The sequence below is a fragment of the Adhaeribacter sp. genome (assembly GCF_057359045.1).
Window position 1 is genome coordinate 31071 of the sequence record NZ_JBMQUD010000152.1, and the last position, 19776, is coordinate 50846.

Annotated in this window: 17 protein-coding genes; 10 read left to right on the forward strand and 7 right to left on the reverse strand. The window is 44.1% G+C overall.

The window, feature by feature from the left end; all coding sequences use genetic code 11:
• Nucleotides 1-661 precede the first annotated feature (661 nt).
• The 3 genes from ACO1R6_RS23255 (at nt 662) to fahA (ending at nt 3413) form a co-directional block, all read left to right on the forward strand.
• A complete protein-coding gene (locus ACO1R6_RS23255) occupies nt 662-1765 on the forward strand; it encodes an Mrp/NBP35 family ATP-binding protein (RefSeq protein WP_486267833.1) in 1104 nt (367 codons plus the stop codon).
• Nucleotides 1766-1770: 5 nt separating this feature from the next.
• Nucleotides 1771-2037, forward strand: coding sequence for a NifU family protein (locus ACO1R6_RS23260; RefSeq protein WP_486267835.1), 267 nt, complete (start codon nt 1771-1773; stop codon nt 2035-2037).
• 101 nt (nt 2038-2138) lie between these two features.
• The gene (fahA, locus tag ACO1R6_RS23265; RefSeq protein ID WP_486267837.1) at nt 2139-3413 is read left to right on the forward strand and encodes a fumarylacetoacetase; all 1275 of its coding nucleotides are present in this window, start codon (nt 2139-2141) and stop codon (nt 3411-3413) included.
• Between the two features lie 75 nt (nt 3414-3488).
• Here the strand turns inward: fahA and ACO1R6_RS23270 are convergent, their stop codons facing one another.
• Genes ACO1R6_RS23270 through porX form a run of 3 tightly spaced genes read right to left on the reverse strand, consistent with a single transcriptional unit; the run spans nt 3489 to nt 6719 of the window.
• Nucleotides 3489-4718 (reverse strand): alanine dehydrogenase, encoded by a 1230-nt coding sequence (locus ACO1R6_RS23270; RefSeq protein ID WP_486267839.1) that lies wholly within the window; start codon nt 4716-4718, stop codon nt 3489-3491.
• A gap of 1 nt (nt 4719) precedes the next feature.
• On the reverse strand, nt 4720-5148 hold the full coding sequence (gene tsaE, locus ACO1R6_RS23275) for a tRNA (adenosine(37)-N6)-threonylcarbamoyltransferase complex ATPase subunit type 1 TsaE (RefSeq protein WP_486267841.1): 429 nt from the start codon (nt 5146-5148) through the stop codon (nt 4720-4722).
• An 8-nt stretch (nt 5149-5156) separates the two neighbouring features.
• Nucleotides 5157-6719, reverse strand: a complete 1563-nt coding sequence (porX, locus tag ACO1R6_RS23280) for a T9SS response regulator signal transducer PorX (RefSeq protein ID WP_486267843.1) — start codon at nt 6717-6719, stop codon at nt 5157-5159.
• 164 nt (nt 6720-6883) lie between these two features.
• Here porX and ACO1R6_RS23285 point away from each other — a divergent pair, with 164 nt between their 5' ends.
• From ACO1R6_RS23285 to ACO1R6_RS23305, 5 genes are all read left to right on the forward strand, one after another.
• Nucleotides 6884-8113 carry an HD domain-containing protein gene (locus ACO1R6_RS23285; protein WP_486267845.1) on the forward strand — a complete coding sequence of 410 codons (1230 nt, stop codon included), beginning with the start codon at nt 6884-6886 and terminating at the stop codon, nt 8111-8113.
• 25 nt (nt 8114-8138) lie between these two features.
• Nucleotides 8139-9161 carry a UDP-3-O-(3-hydroxymyristoyl)glucosamine N-acyltransferase gene (lpxD, locus tag ACO1R6_RS23290; protein ID WP_486267847.1) on the forward strand — a complete coding sequence of 341 codons (1023 nt, stop codon included), beginning with the start codon at nt 8139-8141 and terminating at the stop codon, nt 9159-9161.
• Nucleotides 9162-9187: 26 nt separating this feature from the next.
• Nucleotides 9188-10585, forward strand: a complete 1398-nt coding sequence (locus tag ACO1R6_RS23295) for a bifunctional UDP-3-O-[3-hydroxymyristoyl] N-acetylglucosamine deacetylase/3-hydroxyacyl-ACP dehydratase (protein WP_486267849.1) — start codon at nt 9188-9190, stop codon at nt 10583-10585.
• Between the two features lie 174 nt (nt 10586-10759).
• A complete protein-coding gene (lpxA, locus tag ACO1R6_RS23300) occupies nt 10760-11554 on the forward strand; it encodes an acyl-ACP--UDP-N-acetylglucosamine O-acyltransferase (protein WP_486267851.1) in 795 nt (264 codons plus the stop codon).
• Nucleotides 11544-12179: an ABC transporter ATP-binding protein gene (locus ACO1R6_RS23305; protein ID WP_486267853.1), complete on the forward strand. Its 636-nt coding sequence runs from the start codon at nt 11544-11546 to the stop codon at nt 12177-12179. The genes lpxA and ACO1R6_RS23305 overlap by 11 nt, the downstream gene beginning before the upstream one ends.
• A 110-nt stretch (nt 12180-12289) precedes the next feature.
• On the opposite strand, the gene lolA1 is transcribed toward ACO1R6_RS23305, so the two are convergent.
• The 3 genes from lolA1 to ACO1R6_RS23320 form a co-directional block, all read right to left on the reverse strand.
• Nucleotides 12290-12934 (reverse strand): outer membrane lipoprotein periplasmic chaperone LolA1, encoded by a 645-nt coding sequence (lolA1, locus tag ACO1R6_RS23310; RefSeq protein ID WP_486267855.1) that lies wholly within the window; start codon nt 12932-12934, stop codon nt 12290-12292.
• A 22-nt stretch (nt 12935-12956) separates the two neighbouring features.
• The gene (locus tag ACO1R6_RS23315; protein WP_486267857.1) at nt 12957-15632 is read right to left on the reverse strand and encodes a DNA translocase FtsK; all 2676 of its coding nucleotides are present in this window, start codon (nt 15630-15632) and stop codon (nt 12957-12959) included.
• A 71-nt stretch (nt 15633-15703) separates the two neighbouring features.
• The gene (locus ACO1R6_RS23320; protein ID WP_486267859.1) at nt 15704-16738 is read right to left on the reverse strand and encodes a quinone-dependent dihydroorotate dehydrogenase; all 1035 of its coding nucleotides are present in this window, start codon (nt 16736-16738) and stop codon (nt 15704-15706) included.
• 390 nt (nt 16739-17128) lie between these two features.
• Here ACO1R6_RS23320 and ACO1R6_RS23325 point away from each other — a divergent pair, with 390 nt between their 5' ends.
• Together ACO1R6_RS23325 and ACO1R6_RS23330 are read left to right on the forward strand one after the other, a co-directional pair.
• On the forward strand, nt 17129-18073 hold the full coding sequence (locus ACO1R6_RS23325) for an ROK family protein (protein WP_486267861.1): 945 nt from the start codon (nt 17129-17131) through the stop codon (nt 18071-18073).
• 101 nt (nt 18074-18174) lie between these two features.
• On the forward strand, nt 18175-18747 hold the full coding sequence (locus ACO1R6_RS23330; RefSeq protein ID WP_486267863.1) for a D-sedoheptulose-7-phosphate isomerase: 573 nt from the start codon (nt 18175-18177) through the stop codon (nt 18745-18747).
• Between the two features lie 16 nt (nt 18748-18763).
• Here the strand turns inward: ACO1R6_RS23330 and ACO1R6_RS23335 are convergent, their stop codons facing one another.
• Nucleotides 18764-19774 (reverse strand): bifunctional heptose 7-phosphate kinase/heptose 1-phosphate adenyltransferase, encoded by a 1011-nt coding sequence (locus tag ACO1R6_RS23335; protein ID WP_486267865.1) that lies wholly within the window; start codon nt 19772-19774, stop codon nt 18764-18766.
• Between the last annotated feature and the right edge of the window lie 2 nt (nt 19775-19776).

The following is a 19776-nucleotide window of genomic DNA, read 5'->3' on the forward strand; positions in this document are numbered from 1 at the left end:
CCCACGGGGAGAGAAGCAAAGGAACCCAAGATAAAGCTCCTATAAAGAAAGGCATGGTTTTACCACCAGCAATTTGCTGCCCCAGCGGAGATATAGTGGCTAAAACCTTATTCATTTTTTTAAGTCTATAGAAATTATAGACAAATAAATAGAGGCTTTTTTTATAAAGCAAATAATTACGTAACTTTTCTTAATATTTTAGAATAGTTACTGATAATTCAACTTGCCTACTACCTCCTACTCCATTCAAAATCAATTTATTACAACTACTCAGCCCCAAATATTCTTGGTTTAGCGTTGGGCCCCGAAACTTTTTAGAACATGTTTAAACTTTGGAATTGGTATAAAATGTTGTTTTAAGTTCTTATAATAAAGTATATGCAAACGCATATCCCTTAATTCCGTCATTCTGTTAAGAATCAATCCTATCTCTTATATTTATTTTATTTTAGTAGTTCTTAAACACTAACCATAAAATATATTTAAATCGCCCATAAACAGCCACTTACTTATTTTTTAAGCTAAGCAGCATTAGAGTTTCTTTAAAATTGCCCAAATACGAATCTTTCCTTCTCTGGTGGTGTTAAGCTTGCTAAAACGCAGGTATTCTGGCTAAATATTAGTACCTTTGCGGAAGAAATTTGTGGAAAGCAAAATCCTTATGGCAATTACCCAAGAAGATATATTAAAAGCTTTAAGTTATGTAGAGGAGCCGGATCTGGGCAAAGATTTGGTAACCCTGAACATGATTGAAAATATACAGATAGACGGCAAAAATATTTCTTTTACCGTTATTCTGACTACCCCGGCTTGTCCCCTGAAAGAATTAATTCAGAATGCCTGTATCCGGGCTATCCATACCATGGTAGATAAGGAAGCCAACGTAACGGTTAACCTGACCAGCCGGGTTACTACGGCCCGCGATACCAATTCGGCCATACTAAAAAATGTTAAAAATATTATTGCTATTGCGTCGGGTAAAGGCGGCGTAGGTAAATCTACGGTTACATCTAACCTGGCCATTGCTTTATCCCAGATGGGCGCTAAAGTAGGTTTAATTGATGCCGATATTTCCGGGCCATCTATTCCGGTAATGTTTAATACCGAAGAAGAACGTCCGCGTGTATTCCGGACGCCTGATGGCCGAAACCTGATTGAGCCCATTGAGCGCTACGGCATTAAAATGATTTCGATTGGTTTTCTGGCTCCGGCCGAAAACGCGGTGGTGTGGCGCGGTCCCATGGCCAGCTCAGCCCTGAAACAATTTATTTCGGATGTAGATTGGGGCGAACTGGATTATTTATTAATTGATTTACCTCCTGGCACCAGCGACATTCACCTGACCCTGGTGCAAACCGTGCCCGTAACGGGAGCTATTATTGTAACCACGCCCCAACGGGTAGCTTTGGCCGATGCCCAAAAAGGGCTGCAAATGTTCCGCCAACCGCAAATTAACGTGCCAGTGCTCGGAATTATAGAAAATATGGCTTATTTTACTCCCGCTGAGCTACCCCAAAACAAATATTATATATTTGGCGAAGGTGGTGGCCAGCAATTGGCAACTAAATGGGGAGTTCCGTTGTTAGGACAAATACCACTGGTACAGAGTATTCGGGAAAGTGGTGATGATGGAATGCCGGAAGCCATTAAACAGGATTCGCCGGCGGGCAAAGTATTTGAAGAAGTAGCCCAGGCCGTTGCCCAACAGGTTTCGGTGCGGAATGCCGGACTGGCGAAAACGAAAATAGTACCTATTAACACCTAATAAACATGGTAGCGACCAACACAGAAGAATTACTATTTGAACGTATAGAAAAAGCTTTAGACCAGATAAGGCCTTACCTGGAAGCAGATGGCGGCAACGTAAAAGTTTTGGAGTTGTCGGAAGATATGGTACTTAAACTGGAATTGCTGGGTGCCTGTGGTTCCTGCTCCATGTCGGTAATGACCATGCGTGCTGGTATAGAACAAACCATTAAACGCGAAGTACCCGAAATTAAATCGGTGGTGGCGGTTAATTTAACCCCGATGATTTAAGATTTAAATAAATGTTTTCTTTATAAGAAACCGGAAGTGGTAAATCCATTTCCGGTTTTTTTATTTTTGTACCTTTACGCAAGCGGTATAAATCCGATTTTATGATCAGAGCCAACGACTCCAACCTGCACTCCTGGATACAAATATCCCCCACCAGCGAATTTCCCATTCAAAATTTACCTTTTGGTATTTTTAGCACCCCTACCCGCGATCCGCGCGTGGGAGTAGCCATTGGCGAGTACGTACTGGATTTGTGTGCCGTTTGTCAGGAAGGTTTGTTCGATTTATTGTCTTTAGAGGATCCTTCGGTTTTTCACCAAAGCACCCTTAATAATTTTATAGCCCTGGGTAAACCGGTCTGGCGCGAAGTACGCGATCGGGTATCGGAACTACTCCGAAATAATAACCCCGAAATACGCGACAACCCCGACATTATGAAAGCCTGCCTGGTGCGCCAGCAGGAAGTAACCATGCATTTACCGGTTAAAATTAACAACTATACCGATTTTTACTCCAGCCTGGAGCACGCCACCAATGTAGGGTTAATGTTCCGGAATCCCGAAAATCCTTTGTCGCCGAACTGGAAATATATGCCGGTAGGGTATCACGGCCGCGCTTCTTCTATTGTGGTATCGGGGCAGCCGGTTTTTCGCCCGCAAGGGCAAACCAAACCCACCGACAGCCAAACTCCTGTTTTTGGCCCTACCCGCGAATTGGATTTTGAACTGGAAGTAGCCTTTGTAACGGGGCGCGCCACCGACTTGGGCAGCTTTGTAATAACCGACGAAGCCGACGATTATATTTTTGGGCTGGTTTTATTCAATGATTGGTCGGCCCGCGACATGCAGCGCTGGGAGCACCTGCCGCTAGGCCCCTTTTTAGGCAAAAGTTTTGCTTCCTCTATTTCGCCGTGGGTAGTAACCTTAGATGCCCTGGAACCATTCCGGGTAGCCGGCCCCATGCAAGAGCCAAAAGTTTTGCCGTATTTGGAGTACGATGGCCAAAAGCACTTGGATATAAACTTGAAAGTTTACCTCCAACCTGACGATGCTGACCCAGTATTAATTTCCAAAACCAATTCCCGCTATCTTTATTGGAACATGAACCAACAGTTGGCCCACCAAACCAGCAACGGATGTAACCTAGAAGTAGGCGATTTATTTGCCTCCGGCACCATTAGCGGCCCCGAGCCCGAAACTTACGGCTCGATGCTGGAACTTACCTGGCAAGGTTCTAAACCCCTGACCTTACCGAACGGCTCCTCCCGATCTTTTTTAGAAAACGGCGACACCGTTATTATAAAAGGCTACGCCGAGCGCCAAAACATCCGAATTGGTTTTGGAGAATTACAGAACAAAATTTACCCGACTCTTTAAAGTAAAAACGCTGCTAAAATATTAACCTCGATTTCAGGTTTATCTATCCGCATTTAAATTAAGTCTTGAACTTATTTAATTCCGGACGGCAATCATTAGGCTTAATTCTTTGTAGCGCATGTTAAACATTTTGGCAATAGTGGCATTGGTAAGGCTTCCCTTATAAATGTATACGCCGCTGCGGTAGTGCTCATGGGTAAATAATACTTCATTTATGCCGCCGTGTTTAGAAATATCCATAAAAATGGGTGTAAAAATATTGCTTAAAGCATTGGTGGCGGTGCGGGGCACCCGCGAAGCAATATTGGGCACGCAATAATGAATAATATCGTACTTGCGGTAAACCGGGCGGCTAAGTGTGGTAAGTTCCGAGGTTTCAAAACAGCCGCCCTGGTCAATACTTACGTCAATAATTACCGAACCCGGGTTCATCTGGGCCACAATACTCTCCGGAATCATAGCTGTAGAACGCCCGCTCCGGATAGAAAGGGCACCAATTACTACGTCGGCCAGCTTTAGTTCCTGGCTGAGTAAAGCCCCATCCATGGTAGAGGTAAATAAATAAGGGCCAATATTTTGCTTAAGCCGCCGCAGCTTGTAAATGTGGTCGTCAAAAACTTTTACTTCGGCACCCAATCCAATGGCGGCACGGGTAGCGTATTCGGCTACAGTGCCAGCCCCCAGAATTACTACGCGCGACGGTGGTACGCCCGTTATGCCGCCCAGAATTATGCCTTTACCCTCGCTACTGGAGCTTAAATATTCAGCAGCAATAAGCATAACCGTACTGCCCGCTATTTCGCTCATAGCCCGCACCACGGGTTTACTATCCGAACGGTCTTTTAGTAATTCAAAAGAAATCGCATTAATTTTTTTCCGGCAAAGCGCACCTACATAATCGCCGGTAAGGCTACCAAACTGCAACGCCGAAATAAGGGTTTGCCCCGAACGGAAATATTCTAATTCTTCGAAGGTAGGTGGCGCAATTTTTAAAATAATATCGGCCTCGTATACTTCTTTGGTACTGTACACGATATGCGCACCGGCTTCAGAAAACTCATGATCCGCGTATTTAGAAGGGCTGCCGGCACCCGATTCGATTAAAATCTCGTGGCCATTGTCGGTGAGCAAACGTACAGCTTCGGGGGTAAGCCCAATCCGGTTTTCCTGTAAAGAATATTCTTTCGGAATGCCAATAAAAAGGCGTTTTTTCCGGGTTTCTATAGCCAACATCGATTCTTTCGGATAAAGCGCCCGGCTGCTGGCCGCCAACGCCTCAAAGCCCGAAGGAATATTTTCGTTCATATCAGTTTTTTTTCAACGTTATGGTACGGGCCTCTCCTGCACCTTTGTCAATCGATACGCTTACATAATGGTCCGGCAGCAGGGGCGTAATTTTATCTGGCCATTCAATCAGGCAGATATTACCCGAATCGAAATATTCCGTAGCACCCATATCCAGGGCTTCGCTCATTTCGTTAATCCGGTAAAAATCAAAATGATAGAGGGTTTGGCCGGTATTAATGGCATATTCGTTTACCAAGGCGTAGGTAGGGCTGCTAACCGGCTCTTCCACCCCTGCCAGCCGGCATAATTCTTTTATTAAGGTTGTCTTCCCCGCTGCCATTTCGCCCACAAATAACAAAATATTATTCTCTTTTGCAAAATCCCAAACCGCTGCCGCCGCCGCCGGTAATTCGGCCAGCGACGGCACCGTTATTACTTTCTCGTTCATGCCGGCAATTAAGCGTTTTTAGGCTGCAAGGTTATAAACGGTATTATTATTTCTTCTAAAGAAATGCCACCGTGCTGGAAAGTATCTTTATAGTAGTTTACATAATAATTAAAATTATTAGGGTACGCAAAGAAGTAATCTTCTAAAGCAAAAACGTAAGCCGTTGAAATATTCTCTTTGGGTAAAAAAATGCGCTCGGGTTTACGCACTACAAATACATCTTTTTCGGTAAAGCCTAAATTTTTGCCATGTTTGTAGCGCAGGTTGGTATTGGTGTTGCGGTCGCCGATAATTTTAAAAGGCCGCTTACACCGGATAGTACCGTGGTCGGTGGTTATAATGAGGCGGCCTTTCTTTTCGGCGATTAATTTTAAAGTTTCGAATAAAGGCGAATGTAAAAACCAGGACTTGGTAATAGAACGGTAAGCCGATTCGTCGGGAGCCAATTCGCGCACCATGTTGCTATCGGTACGGGCATGCGACAGCATATCCACAAAATTGTACACGATTACATTTAATTTATTTGCCTCTAGATTGGTAAATTTATTTACCAGATCGCGCCCATTGGCGCTGTTGGTTATTTTATTGTAGCTGTATTTTTCAGAAATACGGTTTTGCTGCATCTGAATTTCCAGAAACTCAGCTTCGTACAGGTTTTTACCTTCTTCATCTTCGTCGGAAACCCACATTTTAGGGTATTTTTTCTGCATATCGGACGGCAGCATACCCGAAAATATAGAATTACGGGCGTAAGCAGTAGTAGTGGGCAGGATAGAGTAAAACAGCTCTTCGTTTTCTACGGTAAAATAATCCGAAATTATGGGTTCTAAAACCTTCCACTGGTCGTAACGCAAATTATCAATCAGCACAAAATAAATGGGCTGCGGCGATTCCTTCATCATCGGGAAAACGCGTTGCTTAAATATTTCGTGCGACATCAGCGGCCGGTCGTCGGTTTCTTTGTTAATCCATTCTTCGTAGTTATCCATGATAAACTTAGCGAAGTTAGAGTTGGCCTCGTCTTTTTGCATGTTTATAACATCAGCCATGCTCTTGCCTTCGGTTTCGTCTATTTCTAGTTCCCACCGCACCAACTTTTTATAATTTTCGGCCCACTCCTGGTAACTTAAGCGTTCGCCCAAAGCCATGCCCAACGTCCGGAAATCGCGTTGGTAAGAGCTGTTCGTTTTCTCGGATACCAGTCGTTTATTATCTAATATTTTTTTTACCGAAAGTAAAATCTGGTTGGGGTTGAGCGGCTTAATTAAATAATCGGCAATTTTAGAACCGATGGCCTCTTCCATAATATGCTCTTCTTCGCTTTTGGTAATCATTACCACCGGAATATTGGGCCGCACGGTTTTAATTTCGTTCAGGGTTTCTAAACCCGAAATACCCGGCATGTTTTCGTCGAGGAAAACCACATCGTAATTATTTTCGGCAAATTTTTCAATGGCATCGGCCCCACTGCACACCGGCGTAATATCATAGCCTTTGTCTTCCAGAAAAAGGATATGGGGTTTCAAAAGGTCGATTTCATCATCGGCCCACAAAATATTATATCTTTGCATCGCTTAGCTATTTATTAGGTGTAATTGAGGCACTTGCCGGGGCGCTAAAACCCTGCTGAAGCACCTGTAGTTAAAGTAAAATTAAAGAATTAATGCGGTTTAAAACTGCTTTTGCCGTTTATACCTACATAGGCACAACGATTAACAGCCAACTTGGTTATATCTTGAATAAGAAAAAAATCTTTAATGATCCGGTTTACGGATTTATCACAGTTCCGTCGGAACTTTTGTTTGACGTTATTGAACACCCTTATTTTCAGCGCCTTAGGCGCATTAAACAACTAGGCCTTACCGACTTTGTTTACCCGGGCGCTTTGCATACCCGTTTTCATCACGCGTTGGGTGCCATGCACTTAATGGACCAGGCCCTGCAAACCCTCCGGAGCAAAAGTAATCAAATATCAGACAAAGAGTGCGAAGCTTCCTTGCTGGCCATTCTGTTGCACGATGTGGGGCACGGCCCTTTTTCGCACGCCCTGGAGGCTTCTATCTTTAGCGGCGTAAACCACGAAGAAATTTCTTTGCACCTGATGCACCAGCTTAACCAGGTTTTTGCGCATAAATTAGATTTGGCTATCCAAATATTTAATGGCACCTACCACCGGCCATTTTTCCACCAATTGGTTTCGAGCCAGTTAGATGTAGACCGCCTGGATTATTTAAACCGCGACAGTTTTTATACCGGGGTTTCAGAAGGCAAAATTGGTGCCAACCGGCTGCTTAAAATGATGAACGTAGCCGATGAAAAGTTGGTGATAGAAGAAAAAGCCATTTACAGCATCGAGAATTTTCTGGTAGCCCGCCGCTTAATGTACTGGCAAGTGTACCTGCATAAAACCGTTATCAGTGCCGAAAACATGCTTATCCGGTTAATTGAGCGGGCGCGGGAACTGGTACAAACCGGTATTGCGATAACAGCCAGCCCGGCGCTGGAGTTTTTTCTTTACCGCAATATTACCATCCAGGATTTTAAAGAAGATGAAGATATACTGCACCGTTTTATCTCGCTCGACGATTACGACATCTGGCAGGGCATAAAAGCCTGGTGCCGGCACTCAGATAAAATTTTATCTACGCTGGCCGACGGTTTGTTGCAGCGCCGCTTGTTTAAAGTAATTATTTCGGCCACGCCTTTTGAAGAAGAAATGATTTTGGGCATAACCGAACTGGTGCAGGAATATTTTAAAGTAGATGCTGCCGATGTAAAATATTTAATGATAACGGGTAAAATAAGCAACAATGCTTACGAAGCGCAAGGCGAATTAATTGATTTGCTGACCAAAAATGGCCGCATAGTAGATGTAGCAGCCGCTTCGGATCTACCCAATATCCGGGCATTAAGCACCAAAGTGGAAAAGTATTATGTCTGCTACCCGAAAGAAATCGCGCTATAATTAATTTGTTTACTATTTTTACGGCATGGAATTTACTGTCGGACAAATTGCTGGATTGCTGGAAGGGGAAGTAGAGGGTGATGCAACGGCCAGCATCCGGGAATTAGCCAAAATTGAAGAGGCTGCAACGGGTGCGTTGGCTTTTTTATCTAATTTAAAGTATGAGCATTTTTTGTACGCTACGCGCGCAACGGCGGTTATTGTGGCTAAAAACTTCCGGCCCAAACAACCGGTATCGGCGGCCTTAATCCGGGTAGATGATCCGTATACCAGCTTTACGCGCCTGCTCGAAGAATACCAGAAAGCTTTACTTGCCTTAAAAACCGGCCTGGAAGAACCGGCCTTTATCGGCGAAAACTCTACCATTGGTACTGATTTTTACCGCGGCGCTTTTTCGTATATTGGTAAAAACTGCCGGTTAGGCAATCAGGTAAAAATATACCCCCAGGCTTACCTCGGCGACAATGTGCAGGTGGGCGATAACACAATTATTTACGCCGGGGCCAAAATTTACGCCAATACAATTATTGGTAACCACTGCACCATAAACGCCGGTGCGGTTATCGGGAGTCCCGGTTTTGGCTTTGCTCCGCAAAAAGATGGCTCTTACCGCGATATTCCGCAAACTGGCAATGTGGTATTAGAAGATTATGTAAATATTGGGGCCAACACAACTATTGATTGTGCCACTCTGGGTTCTACCATTGTGCATGAGGGCACCAAAATAGATAACCTGGTGCAAGTAGCGCATAACGTAGAAATTGGTAAACACACCGTTATTGCCTCGCAAACCGGGATTTCCGGCTCCACCAAAATTGGTAATTATTGTACCCTGGCCGGACAGGTGGGCGTAGTAGGCCACATTACCTTGGCCGATAAAACCATTGTGGGCGCGCAATCGGGTGTTTCTAAAACGGTAACCCAATCCGGCACCATTATTCAGGGATCGCCGGCCTTCGATTATAAACAAAACCTTCGCAGCCTGGCGGTATTCCGGCGTTTACCAGAACTCGAGAAAACCCTCTTGGAACTAAAAGAAAAGATTTAAATTCGCGCTAATTAAAGCACACCAGCATGAATGACAAGCAACACACCATCAAAGGGCCGGTAACGGTATCAGGCATAGGATTACATACCGGCGTGATGGCGAACATGACTTTTTTACCCGCACCTCCCAACCATGGCTATAAATTTCAACGCATAGATTTACCCAACCAGCCCATTGTAAACGCCGACGTAGACAATGTAGTAGATTTATCGCGGGGCACAACCATTGAACAGAATGGTGCCCGCATAAATACCGTTGAGCACACTTTAGCGGCTTTGGTAGGTTTGGAAATAGATAATGTACTTATTCAGTTAGATGGGCCGGAACCGCCTATTATGGACGGAAGTTCCATCGAGTTTGTAAGCGCCTTAGAGGCCGTGGGCCTGGAAGAACAAAACGCCCTGCGCAATTATTTTGAAATACCCCAAGGCATTTTTTACCAAGATGCCGAACGGGAAGTTGAAATGGCCGCGCTGCCGCTGAATGATTATCGCGTAACGGTTATGGTCGATTACCAGTCGCCGGTATTGGGCAGCCAACACGCTTCTATAACCAATATAAATCAATTCCCGACCGAGATTGCCTCTTGCCGCACGTTCTGCTTTTTACACGAACTCGAAACCCTGTATAAGCAAAATCTGATTAAAGGCGGCGACCTGAACAATGCCATAGTGGTAGTAGACCGGGTAGTAACCGACGAAGAACTAACCGAACTGGCTACTTTACTCCGTAAACCCAAAGTAGAAGTAAAAAAAGAAGGTATTTTAAATAACGTAGATCTGCGTTATAAAAATGAGCCGGCCCGGCATAAATTATTAGATTTAATCGGCGATTTAGCGCTGGTGGGCCGCCCGTTAAAAGGTCAGATTTTGGCAGCCCGGCCGGGCCATGCGGCCAACGTAGCTTTTGCAAAAAAAATTAAAAAAGTAATGCAAGAGGCGGCAATTTTAAATGTACCCATTTACGACCCTACCAAGGAACCCGTAATGGACATAAATAAAATTTCCCAAACCCTGCCCCACCGGTTTCCTTTTATCCTGATTGATAAAATTATCTACCTGGACGAAAGTACGGTTATTGGGGTTAAGAACGTTACTATGAACGAGCAGCAGTTTCAGGGGCACTTTCCGGGTAACCCTGTTTACCCTGGTGTTTACCAGATAGAATCTATGGCCCAAACCGGCGGCATTCTGGTTTTAAGTACCGTTCCGGATCCGGAAAATTACTGGACTTACTTTTTGGGGGTTGATAAATGCCGGTTCCGCCGCCGGGTAATTCCGGGCGATACCATTATCTTTAAATGCTGGTTACTTGCGCCTATTAAGCGTGGCATAGCTAAAATGCAAGGCCAGGCTTTTGTAAATGGCAAAGTGGTAATGGAAGCAGAAATGTCGGCGAGTATTGTACGGAAAGATAACGTTTAAATTATATAATGAATTTTGAATTGGAAATTATGAATTAGAAATACCGGATAAATAATTTACCCTTCCTGATTTCTGAAAAAATTATTTAATGATTTGCCTTGAAGAAAATTATTCGTCATTAAACATCATAATATTTCTGATTTATAATTCATAATTTCTAATGCAAAAACAGTAATGAATCAACCCTTAGCCTATATACACCCCGAAGCAAAAATTGCCCACAACGTAGTGGTTGAACCTTTTACCACTATTTCTAAAAACGTGGAAATTGGCGAAGGCACCTGGATTGGCCCTAATGTAACCATTATGGAAGGTGCCCGCATCGGTAAGAATTGCAAAGTATTCCCGGGAGCGGTTATTTCGGCCCCTCCCCAGGATTTAAAATACAAAGGCGAACCCAGCACCGTTACCATTGGCGATAATTCTGTAATACGCGAATGTGTAACCATTAACCGCGGTACCGCTATTGATAAAAACACAACCAATATCGGGAATAATTGCCTGATAATGGCTTACGTACACATTGCCCACGATTGTATTATTGGCAACAATGTAATTGTGGTAAATTCGGTACAACTGGCCGGCCACATCGAAATTCAGGATTTTGCCATTATTGGTGGTACTACGGCCGTGCAGCAATTTGTAAAAATTGGAGCGCATGCCATGGTGGGCGGTGGCTCGTTGGTCCGGAAAGATGTACCTCCCTATATTAAAGCGGCCCGCGAACCGCTTACTTATGCCGGTATAAACTCCATTGGCTTGCGGCGGCGTGGCTTTACAAACGAAAAAATAAACGAAATCCAGGAAATTTACCGCACCATTTTTATTAGTGGCTTAAACAATGCAGCCGCATTAGATAAAATAGAACTGGAAATGGTACCCAGCAACGAACGCGACGAAATAGTTAACTTTATTCGCAATTCGGGTCGCGGCATTATTAAAGGGTTTTCGCAAAAGGATGAAGATTAGCCTGGCTGGTGTTGGGAAAAGATTTAATTACGAGTGGATTTTCCGGAACCTGACTTACGAATTTACAACTGGTAAGGCCTACGCCGTACTGGGACATAATGGGTCCGGGAAATCCACTTTAATCAATATATTATCGGGTTACCTGAGCCCTAGTGAAGGCACCTTATCGCATGCGCAAAGCGGGCAAGTGCTAACGCCCGATACCATTTACCGCTACTTATCTTTTAGTGCCCCATACCTGGAATTAATCGAAGAATTTACTTTGGAGGAAATGGTGCAATACCATACCCGGTTCCGGAAAATGCGCTCGGCATCAACCTCTGATCTGATTCAGAAACTATACCTGGAAAAAGCCCGGCACAAATACGTGAAAGATTTCTCGTCGGGCATGAAACAACGCCTGAAACTAGGTTTAGCCATTTATACCGATGCTCCCTTGTTGCTGCTAGACGAACCCACCACCAACTTGGATCAAGAGGGCATTAACTGGTACCTGGAGCACGTAAACCAAAACCGGCAACAACGCTTAGTTATTGTTTCGTCTAACGTGGCGCACGAATATAGCTTTTGCGACGAAGAAATAAATATTACTGATTATCATTATAAAGGCGCATTGCGCAAATAAAATATTTCATAAGAACTAAGGAGAAATTCTCAGCATTCTTACTTAAAAAACAAAAGAGCTGCTTAATTTTAAGCAGCTCTTTTGTTTTTTAAGTAATATTAAAATTTAGCTTACCGCAGATCTATTACTTTAACGCCTTTGTATTTAGATTTATCGAAAGCAAAGAAGTTAGGCTCTACCTCTGGGTTAGGTGTAAATTCTTTAATGGTATAAGTATAACGGTTACCGTTGTTCCGGAACATTTTCCAGCTTTTTACGGTGTTATCTTTTTTATTTATTTGAATACGCACTTTATATACCGAGTTGTTTTTATCTAAAGGCGATAACTCGATGATATTGTATGCCTGGCCACCTTCCCGCAGTTCCTCAGCAAATGTATATTTATAACCTTTCTGGTACAAAGTAAAAATAGCGTTCGGCGACATTTGCTGGTCATCCGGGTCGTTATCCGAAATATTTACTTCGTTCTCTGATTTCATGTATGTCCAGATGGTGGTGCCATTGTTAATGATTTCCTGATCTTTTAACTTTAACCGGAATTTTTCGCCACTCACGGTAATATCACCCTGCATGGTTTCTTTTACTTTGCTCGACGGGTTTTCGAGGGTTTGGGTAAAAACGGCATTAAATACCTTCATCGACTGATATTTAGTCCGCATGGCATCCAGAATTTTACCCGCCCGTGGGTCCTGCTGCGCCTGCGCAAACGGAACTACCATAAATAAAGCGAGTAGGATTGGAATAATTTTTTTCATGTTATTTAGAAATTACGCTAGTCTAGTTGTTTCTATCCATGTTATTCAATAATTGTTCCAAACTATATTCATCCGGAATTAAAACGTCGCGCGCTTTACTGCCTTCAAACGGCCCCACAATACCAGCTGACTCTAACTGGTCGATTAAACGTCCGGCCCGGTTATAACCTAACTTTAAACGACGCTGCAACAAAGAGGTACTGCCTTGCTGGTGGGTAACAATAATACGGGCTGCTTCTTCAAACAATGAATCGCGCGAGGCCGGATCAAAATCAGCTTTTTCGTTGCCACTCTCGTCACCGACAAACTCAGGCAATAAATAAGCATCGTTGTAGCCTTGCTGATCACCGATAAAGTCACAAATACGGTCTACTTCGGGCGTATCTACAAACGCACACTGCAACCGAATCAAATCCGACCCAACCGAAAATAACATATCGCCCTGGCCAATAAGCTGGTCGGCCCCGCCGGTATCCAGAATGGTACGCGAATCTATCTTAGAGGTAACTTTAAAAGAAATCCGGCACGGGAAGTTAGCTTTAATAATACCGGTAATTACGTTTACCGATGGCCGTTGTGTAGCTACCACCAAATGGATACCAATGGCTCGGGCTAACTGCGCTAAACGCGCAATCGGGGTTTCTACTTCTTTACCTGCCGTCATCATTAAATCGGCCAGCTCATCTATCACCAACACAATAAAGGGCATAAACCGGTGCCCTTTTTTCGGGTTCAGGCGGCGCTGAATAAATTTAAGATTATATTCTTTCAGATTACGGCAACCGGCATCTTTAAGCAAATCGTAGCGCATGTCCATTTCCATACACAACGAATTAAGCGTATTAATTACTTTTTTGGTATCGGTAATAATGGCTTCTTCGGCATCGGGTAACTTGGCCAGAAAATGCCGTTCTATTTTATTAAACAGCGAAAGCTCTACCTTTTTAGGATCGACCAAGACAAACTTTAACTGCGACGGATGCTTTTTATAAATGAGAGATGTTAATATCGCATTTAAACCAACCGATTTACCTTGACCAGTAGCCCCGGCCATAAGTAAGTGCGGCATTTTAGCCAAATCGGTAATAAATACTTCGTTCGTAATGGTTTTACCGAAAGCAATGGGCAGGTCCATTTCGCTCTTCAGGAATTTCTCCGTCGATACAATCGACTTTATCGAAACCATTTCCTTCTTTTTATTCGGCACTTCAATACCAATGGTACCTTTACCCGGAATGGGCGCAATAATCCGGATACCCAAAGCCGATAAACTCAGGGCAATGTCGTCTTCCAGGTTTTTAATTTTTGATATTCTTACCCCGGCGTCCGGCACAATTTCGTAAAGGGTTACGGTTGGCCCAATGGTAGCTTTTATACTGGCAATGCCAATGCTGTAATTACCCAAGGTTTCTACAATGCGGTCTTTATTGGCCTCCAGTTCTTCTTTAGACACCTGAATTTTGGCGGCACTGTAATCGTTTAATAAATCAAGCGTGGGGTACTGATAGCGCGCTAAATCTAAGGTTGGATCGTAGTTTTCGGTGGCAATACTGGTTTCTTCTTCTACAACCGGCTGCACAGCCATTTCAATTTTAGGCGCGGGCACCTCGTCGTCGAATAAATCAGTTTCAAAGACAGGAACAGCTGCCGACAGGGCACGCGGTGGCTCTGGTAGTGGGGTAGCAATATCCAGCGCAATACTGGTGCTGGTGCTTGGTTTTGGTTTAACCACGCCCGACACAATAGGTTTTAAAGCTACTTCCTGCCTGTTATCTTCCAGAAACAGATCCTCTTCTGGGTCTTCCTCTTCGGTAAAATCAGGTTCATCCTCCTCCTCTTCTTCTTCTAAATCCGTTTCATCCAGGGTATCATCAATTTCTAAGCCTGCCGTTGGGTTGCTGTATTGGTTTATGCCGGTAGAAGTTTGCTCGTAGGTAGCATTATCGGCGGCAAAGGTGTTGGCCGCCGAAGCCGCGGCTTCGGCCACGGCCTTTTTACCCGAGGCCAGGCTGGTAACATTAAAAAAGAAAATAACAAAGCTAAGCAAAAAGAAGCCCAGCAACGGAATGGTACCCCAGCCAATCAGGCTATCGAGCCAGGTAGCAATTTCGTAGCCAATGGCGCCACTTAAATAACTATTGGCTTCTATGCTTTGGGTAAATAGTACCAGGTAGCCAAACGAGAGGCAAAACCAGCACAAAGCGAATAAGCAAAGCGTAAAAATATAAGAGAGTGAAATAAAACGGCTCCGGAAAACAATTTTATACCCGATAAAAAATAAAACCGGCACCACAAAAAAGGCCGAAACGCCAAATCCTTCGTAAATAAAATAATTGGCTACCCACGCCCCCAGCAAACCCAGCCAGTTCTCCGATTCCACCCCGGCGACCTTGATATCGGTCGTATCCAAGGCTTCCACTACACTTTGGTCGGCGGGGCCGGTAAACAAATAAGAAATAAAAGCTACGCTAAAATAAAGCGAAGCCAGAATAAAAAAGAACCCAACAAATAAATGTACCCGCCGGTCCCGGAAAATATTTAAAAACGAAAAACTAAACTTAAGCGGTTTGCGATCAGTTGGCTTTTCTTTTTCTCTTCCTTTAGGCGGCTTTTCCCTGGCTACTTCATTTTTTCCCCGTGGCACGTTTTTAGCCCGCGCCCCCGAATCCATCTCCCGTTTGTACGTGTTATTTGCCATACTTCAACTAAAACTCAATTTCAAATCTACCAATTTTGCGGCTAACCGCCACGGCAAATTATACCCTAAAATTATAACCCCTTTAAAATTAACTGATTTATTCTTTTTACCAACGACGGACCTTCATAAATAAATCCGGTGTACAATTGCACCAAATCGGCGCCGGCGGCTAACTTTTCTACGGCATCGGCCGGCGTCATAATACCCCCCACGCCAATGATGCGAATATTTTCGGGTAAGTGCTGGCGCAAATACCGGATAATATCGGTAGCGTGCGCCCGGAGAGGCTTGCCACTTAAACCACCGGCCCCAATTGTTTGGATAGTTTTGGACTTAGTTTTGAGAGCGTCGCGGCTAATAGTCGTGTTCGTAGCCACAATCCCATCCAGCTTTGTTTCAATGGCAATCTGAATAATATCGTTTAACTGATCTTGGTTTAAATCCGGGGCAATTTTTAAAAGTAGCGGTTTGCGCTTTGGCTTGGCCGCATTTTTATCTTGTAAGGCTTGTAATAAATTACGCAGGGGTTCTTTGTCTTGCAGGGCGCGTAAATCTGGTGTATTGGGTGAGCTTACATTTACCACAAAATAATCTACTACATCATAGAGGGCCTCAAAACAATATTCGTAATCCTGCAGGGCTTGTTCGTTGGGCGTAATTTTGTTCTTGCCAATATTGCCGCCCACAATAATATGGCTCTTCCGGTTTTTAAGTCGCGCGGCGGCCACTTCCACGCCCTGGTTGTTAAATCCCATGCGATTAATAAGCGCCTGGTCGTCGGGTAACCTAAATAAGCGAGGTTTATCATTGCCCGGCTGGGGCCGTGGTGTAACCGTACCAATCTCGATAAAGCCAAAGCCAAATTGCGCAAATTCGTCGACGAGTAAGGCATTTTTATCGAAACCCGCCGCTAAACCCACCGGGTTCGGGAAAGTTAAGCCAAAAACCTTGCGCTCCAGTTTCGGGTGTTTCAGGCAAAATACCTGTTCTCCTATTTTCTGGGCCATTGGCAAGCGGTAAGCTGTTTTAATAGCCGAATACGAAATGGTATGGATGGTTTCGGGACCAATCCGGAAAAGCAACGGACGCAACAAAGACTTATACATAAAGCAAATTTAAGACGAGCCTTCTGTAAATGTACAATTTATTTCGGGAATGTTGCGCCAAAATCCGGCCAGTTAAAACCTAAGCCTGAAGTTTATTAATTTATCATATTGACTAACAGCCATGTATACATATCTTAACCTAAAGATTCTTCCTTATCTATTTACCTGAATAAACTTTATACCATTAGTAAAATCAGGTTGTAAAATATTCTGTTTTCCCGCTTCTAAATGCATTTATAAGAACCTGAATATTTTCTCTTAAATTATAATTTACTTAATTTTCAAATTTAATGGCCTCAAAAGCTTCTCTCCTTTTTTTTGGGTAAATGCCAATAATTAATCTGTTAGATGCTGAAAGTTTTCTGCTAAAAATATTTTATCTTAATCGCCATGGAAAACAGGTATTTAGGCATCGAAATAGGCGGCACCAAATTACAGTTTGTAGTAGCCGACGGAGAGTTAAATATTATTAAAAAATACAACGACTGGGTACAGAAAGGCGATAGTGCGCAGGAAATCCGGGACAAAGTAGCCCACAACGTGCAGCAAGTACTCACCGAAACTTACCTGACCGGCATTGGCGTTGGCTTTGGCGGACCTTTAGATTGGCAACAAGGCGAAGTAATGGTGTCGTACCAAATTGAAGGCTGGGCCGGTTTTAACATTAAAAACTGGCTACAAGAATTAACCGGAGTACCGGTAGCCGTTGAAAACGATGCCAATACGGCTGCTTTGGGCGAAGCCCGCCACGGGGCCGGCCGGGGTTATCGTTCGGTTTTTTACATTACGCTGGGTAGCGGCGTAGGCGGCGGTTTGGTAATTAATAACCAACTTTACCACGGAGCAGTGCCGGGCGAAGCCGAGATTGGCCATTTATTGGTAGATAAAACCGGCCTGACCATAGAAGATTGCTGCTCCGGCTGGGCCGTAGACCGCAAAGTCTGGAAAGCCGTACGCACCGAACCTACCGGCATTTTACGGAAACTGGCCGGCGAAAACCGCAGCGGCGAAGCCAAATTTTTAAAAGAAGCCTTAGCGCAAGGCGATAGCACTGCCTTAGAAATAATAAAAGATACCGCTGATACTTTGGGCTTGGGTTTATCGCACGTGGTGCATCTTTTTCATCCGGATATAATTATTCTGGGCGGTGGCCTTTCGCTGATTGGGGAATATTTACGCGGACCCGCCGAAGCTGCCTTACGCCACTACACCATGAAGGCTTTCTTACCCGGCCCACCGGTTGCTTTGGCGCAATTGGCCGAAAATGCGGTGCCGGTAGGTGCTTTGGAGTTAATTCACCAGCAACTTACCATTACCAAAACGGTTCTTTCCTGATACAATCAGCAAGCCTCTTGTATAGCCGAGATTCCTTTACCTGCATTATTTTATTTTAATTCCTTTTCTATAGCCACTTTTAAACCTAAACAATTGCCACCATGCAAAATTTTGTTGCTGATTACCTGAATGCGCAAAAAAAATTATTAGATTCTATTTCGCCGGCTACGGTTGAAAAGCTTATCCGTATATTCCGGGATGCCTGGGCAGCAGAAAAGCAAATATTTGTTTTCGGCAACGGCGGCAGTGCTGCCAATGCCTCGCACTTTGTAAACGATTTAGGTAAAAGCGCCTCAGACCAGTTACCCAAACGGTTCCGGTGTTTGTCTTTGAACGAAAACTTGAGCTGGATAACCGCCCTGGGCAATGATTATGCTTATGATGAAATTTACGTGGGGCAACTGCGCAATTACGCCCAGCTCGGCGATCTGGTCATGGCTATGAGCGTAAGCGGCAATTCGCCGAACGTTATAAAAGCCATAACCTGGGCCAAAGAAAAAGGGCTTTATACCATTGGGTTAACCGGCAGCCAGAAAGGAAAGCTGGCTGAAATATCAGATTTTAGTATTTCGGTAGATTCGGACCATTTTGGACGGGTAGAAGATGCCCACATGGGTATTTGCCATTTAGTATGCTATGCTTTTATTCAACATCCCGAATGGGTAAATATTTAAGAAAAAATACCCGGCTCTAAACCGAAAGAACCGGGTATTTATCTACTATTTTATTCTCGACGGCTTCCTGGAGCAGTTTGCCTTTATCAATAGGCACCACTCCTATTTCTTCACAAACCAAACCACCGCCTAAGTTCGATAGCGCTGCCACCAAAGGCAAAGGTAAATGTAAAGCCATACAAACGGCCGCAATACTGATAACGGTATCGCCGGCGCCCGATACATCGGAGATGGTACGCAAATGGGCATCGATGTACGTTTTCTCGTTACCCGCCGCACAAAAAACGCCTTTTTCTGATAAGGTTACCAGTATATTTTCTGTTTGCAGCAAATTCTGGAGTTCTGCTACAGCTCTTTCTAAATAAGAAGCTTGGGCATCAACAAAATCGAATTTCAGCCCTTCTTTCAGTTCTTTTAAATTAGGCTTAAACAAAGAGCAACCCTGGTACCGTAAAAAATTTTTCTTTTTGGGATCAACTACCGTGGGTACACCTTTTTGCCGGGCCAGCGAGATAAGCGCCGCTATATTATGCTCGCCCAGTACGCCTTTATCGTAATCCTGAAAAATAATTACATCGGTTTGGGCCAGCAAACGGGAAAAAGCCGCTAATATTTGCTGTTGTTCTGTTTCCGATAAATCGTTTTCCTGCTCCGCATCGATGCGCAGGAGTTGCTGGCCACCTGATAAAATACGTTGCTTTACCGTAGTAACCCGCTCCGGACTTTTAACAATACCGGCTGTCGATAAATTATTATCCTCCAGCAGTTGCAGAAAAGCATCACCTTCCAGGTCGTTGCCAATAACCGAGCAAAGTAAGGTGGTGGCACCCAAAGCCTGCACATTTAAGGCAACATTGGCTGCACCACCTAACCTTTTTTCGGTTTTAACTACATTTACAATGGGTACCGGAGCCTCCGGCGAAAGCCGCGTAGACTTGCCCCACACGTACGAATCGACCATTACATCGCCCACAATTAAAACGGTGAGCTGGTTAAAAGCCGAAAATAAAGAATCTAAAGAATACAAAC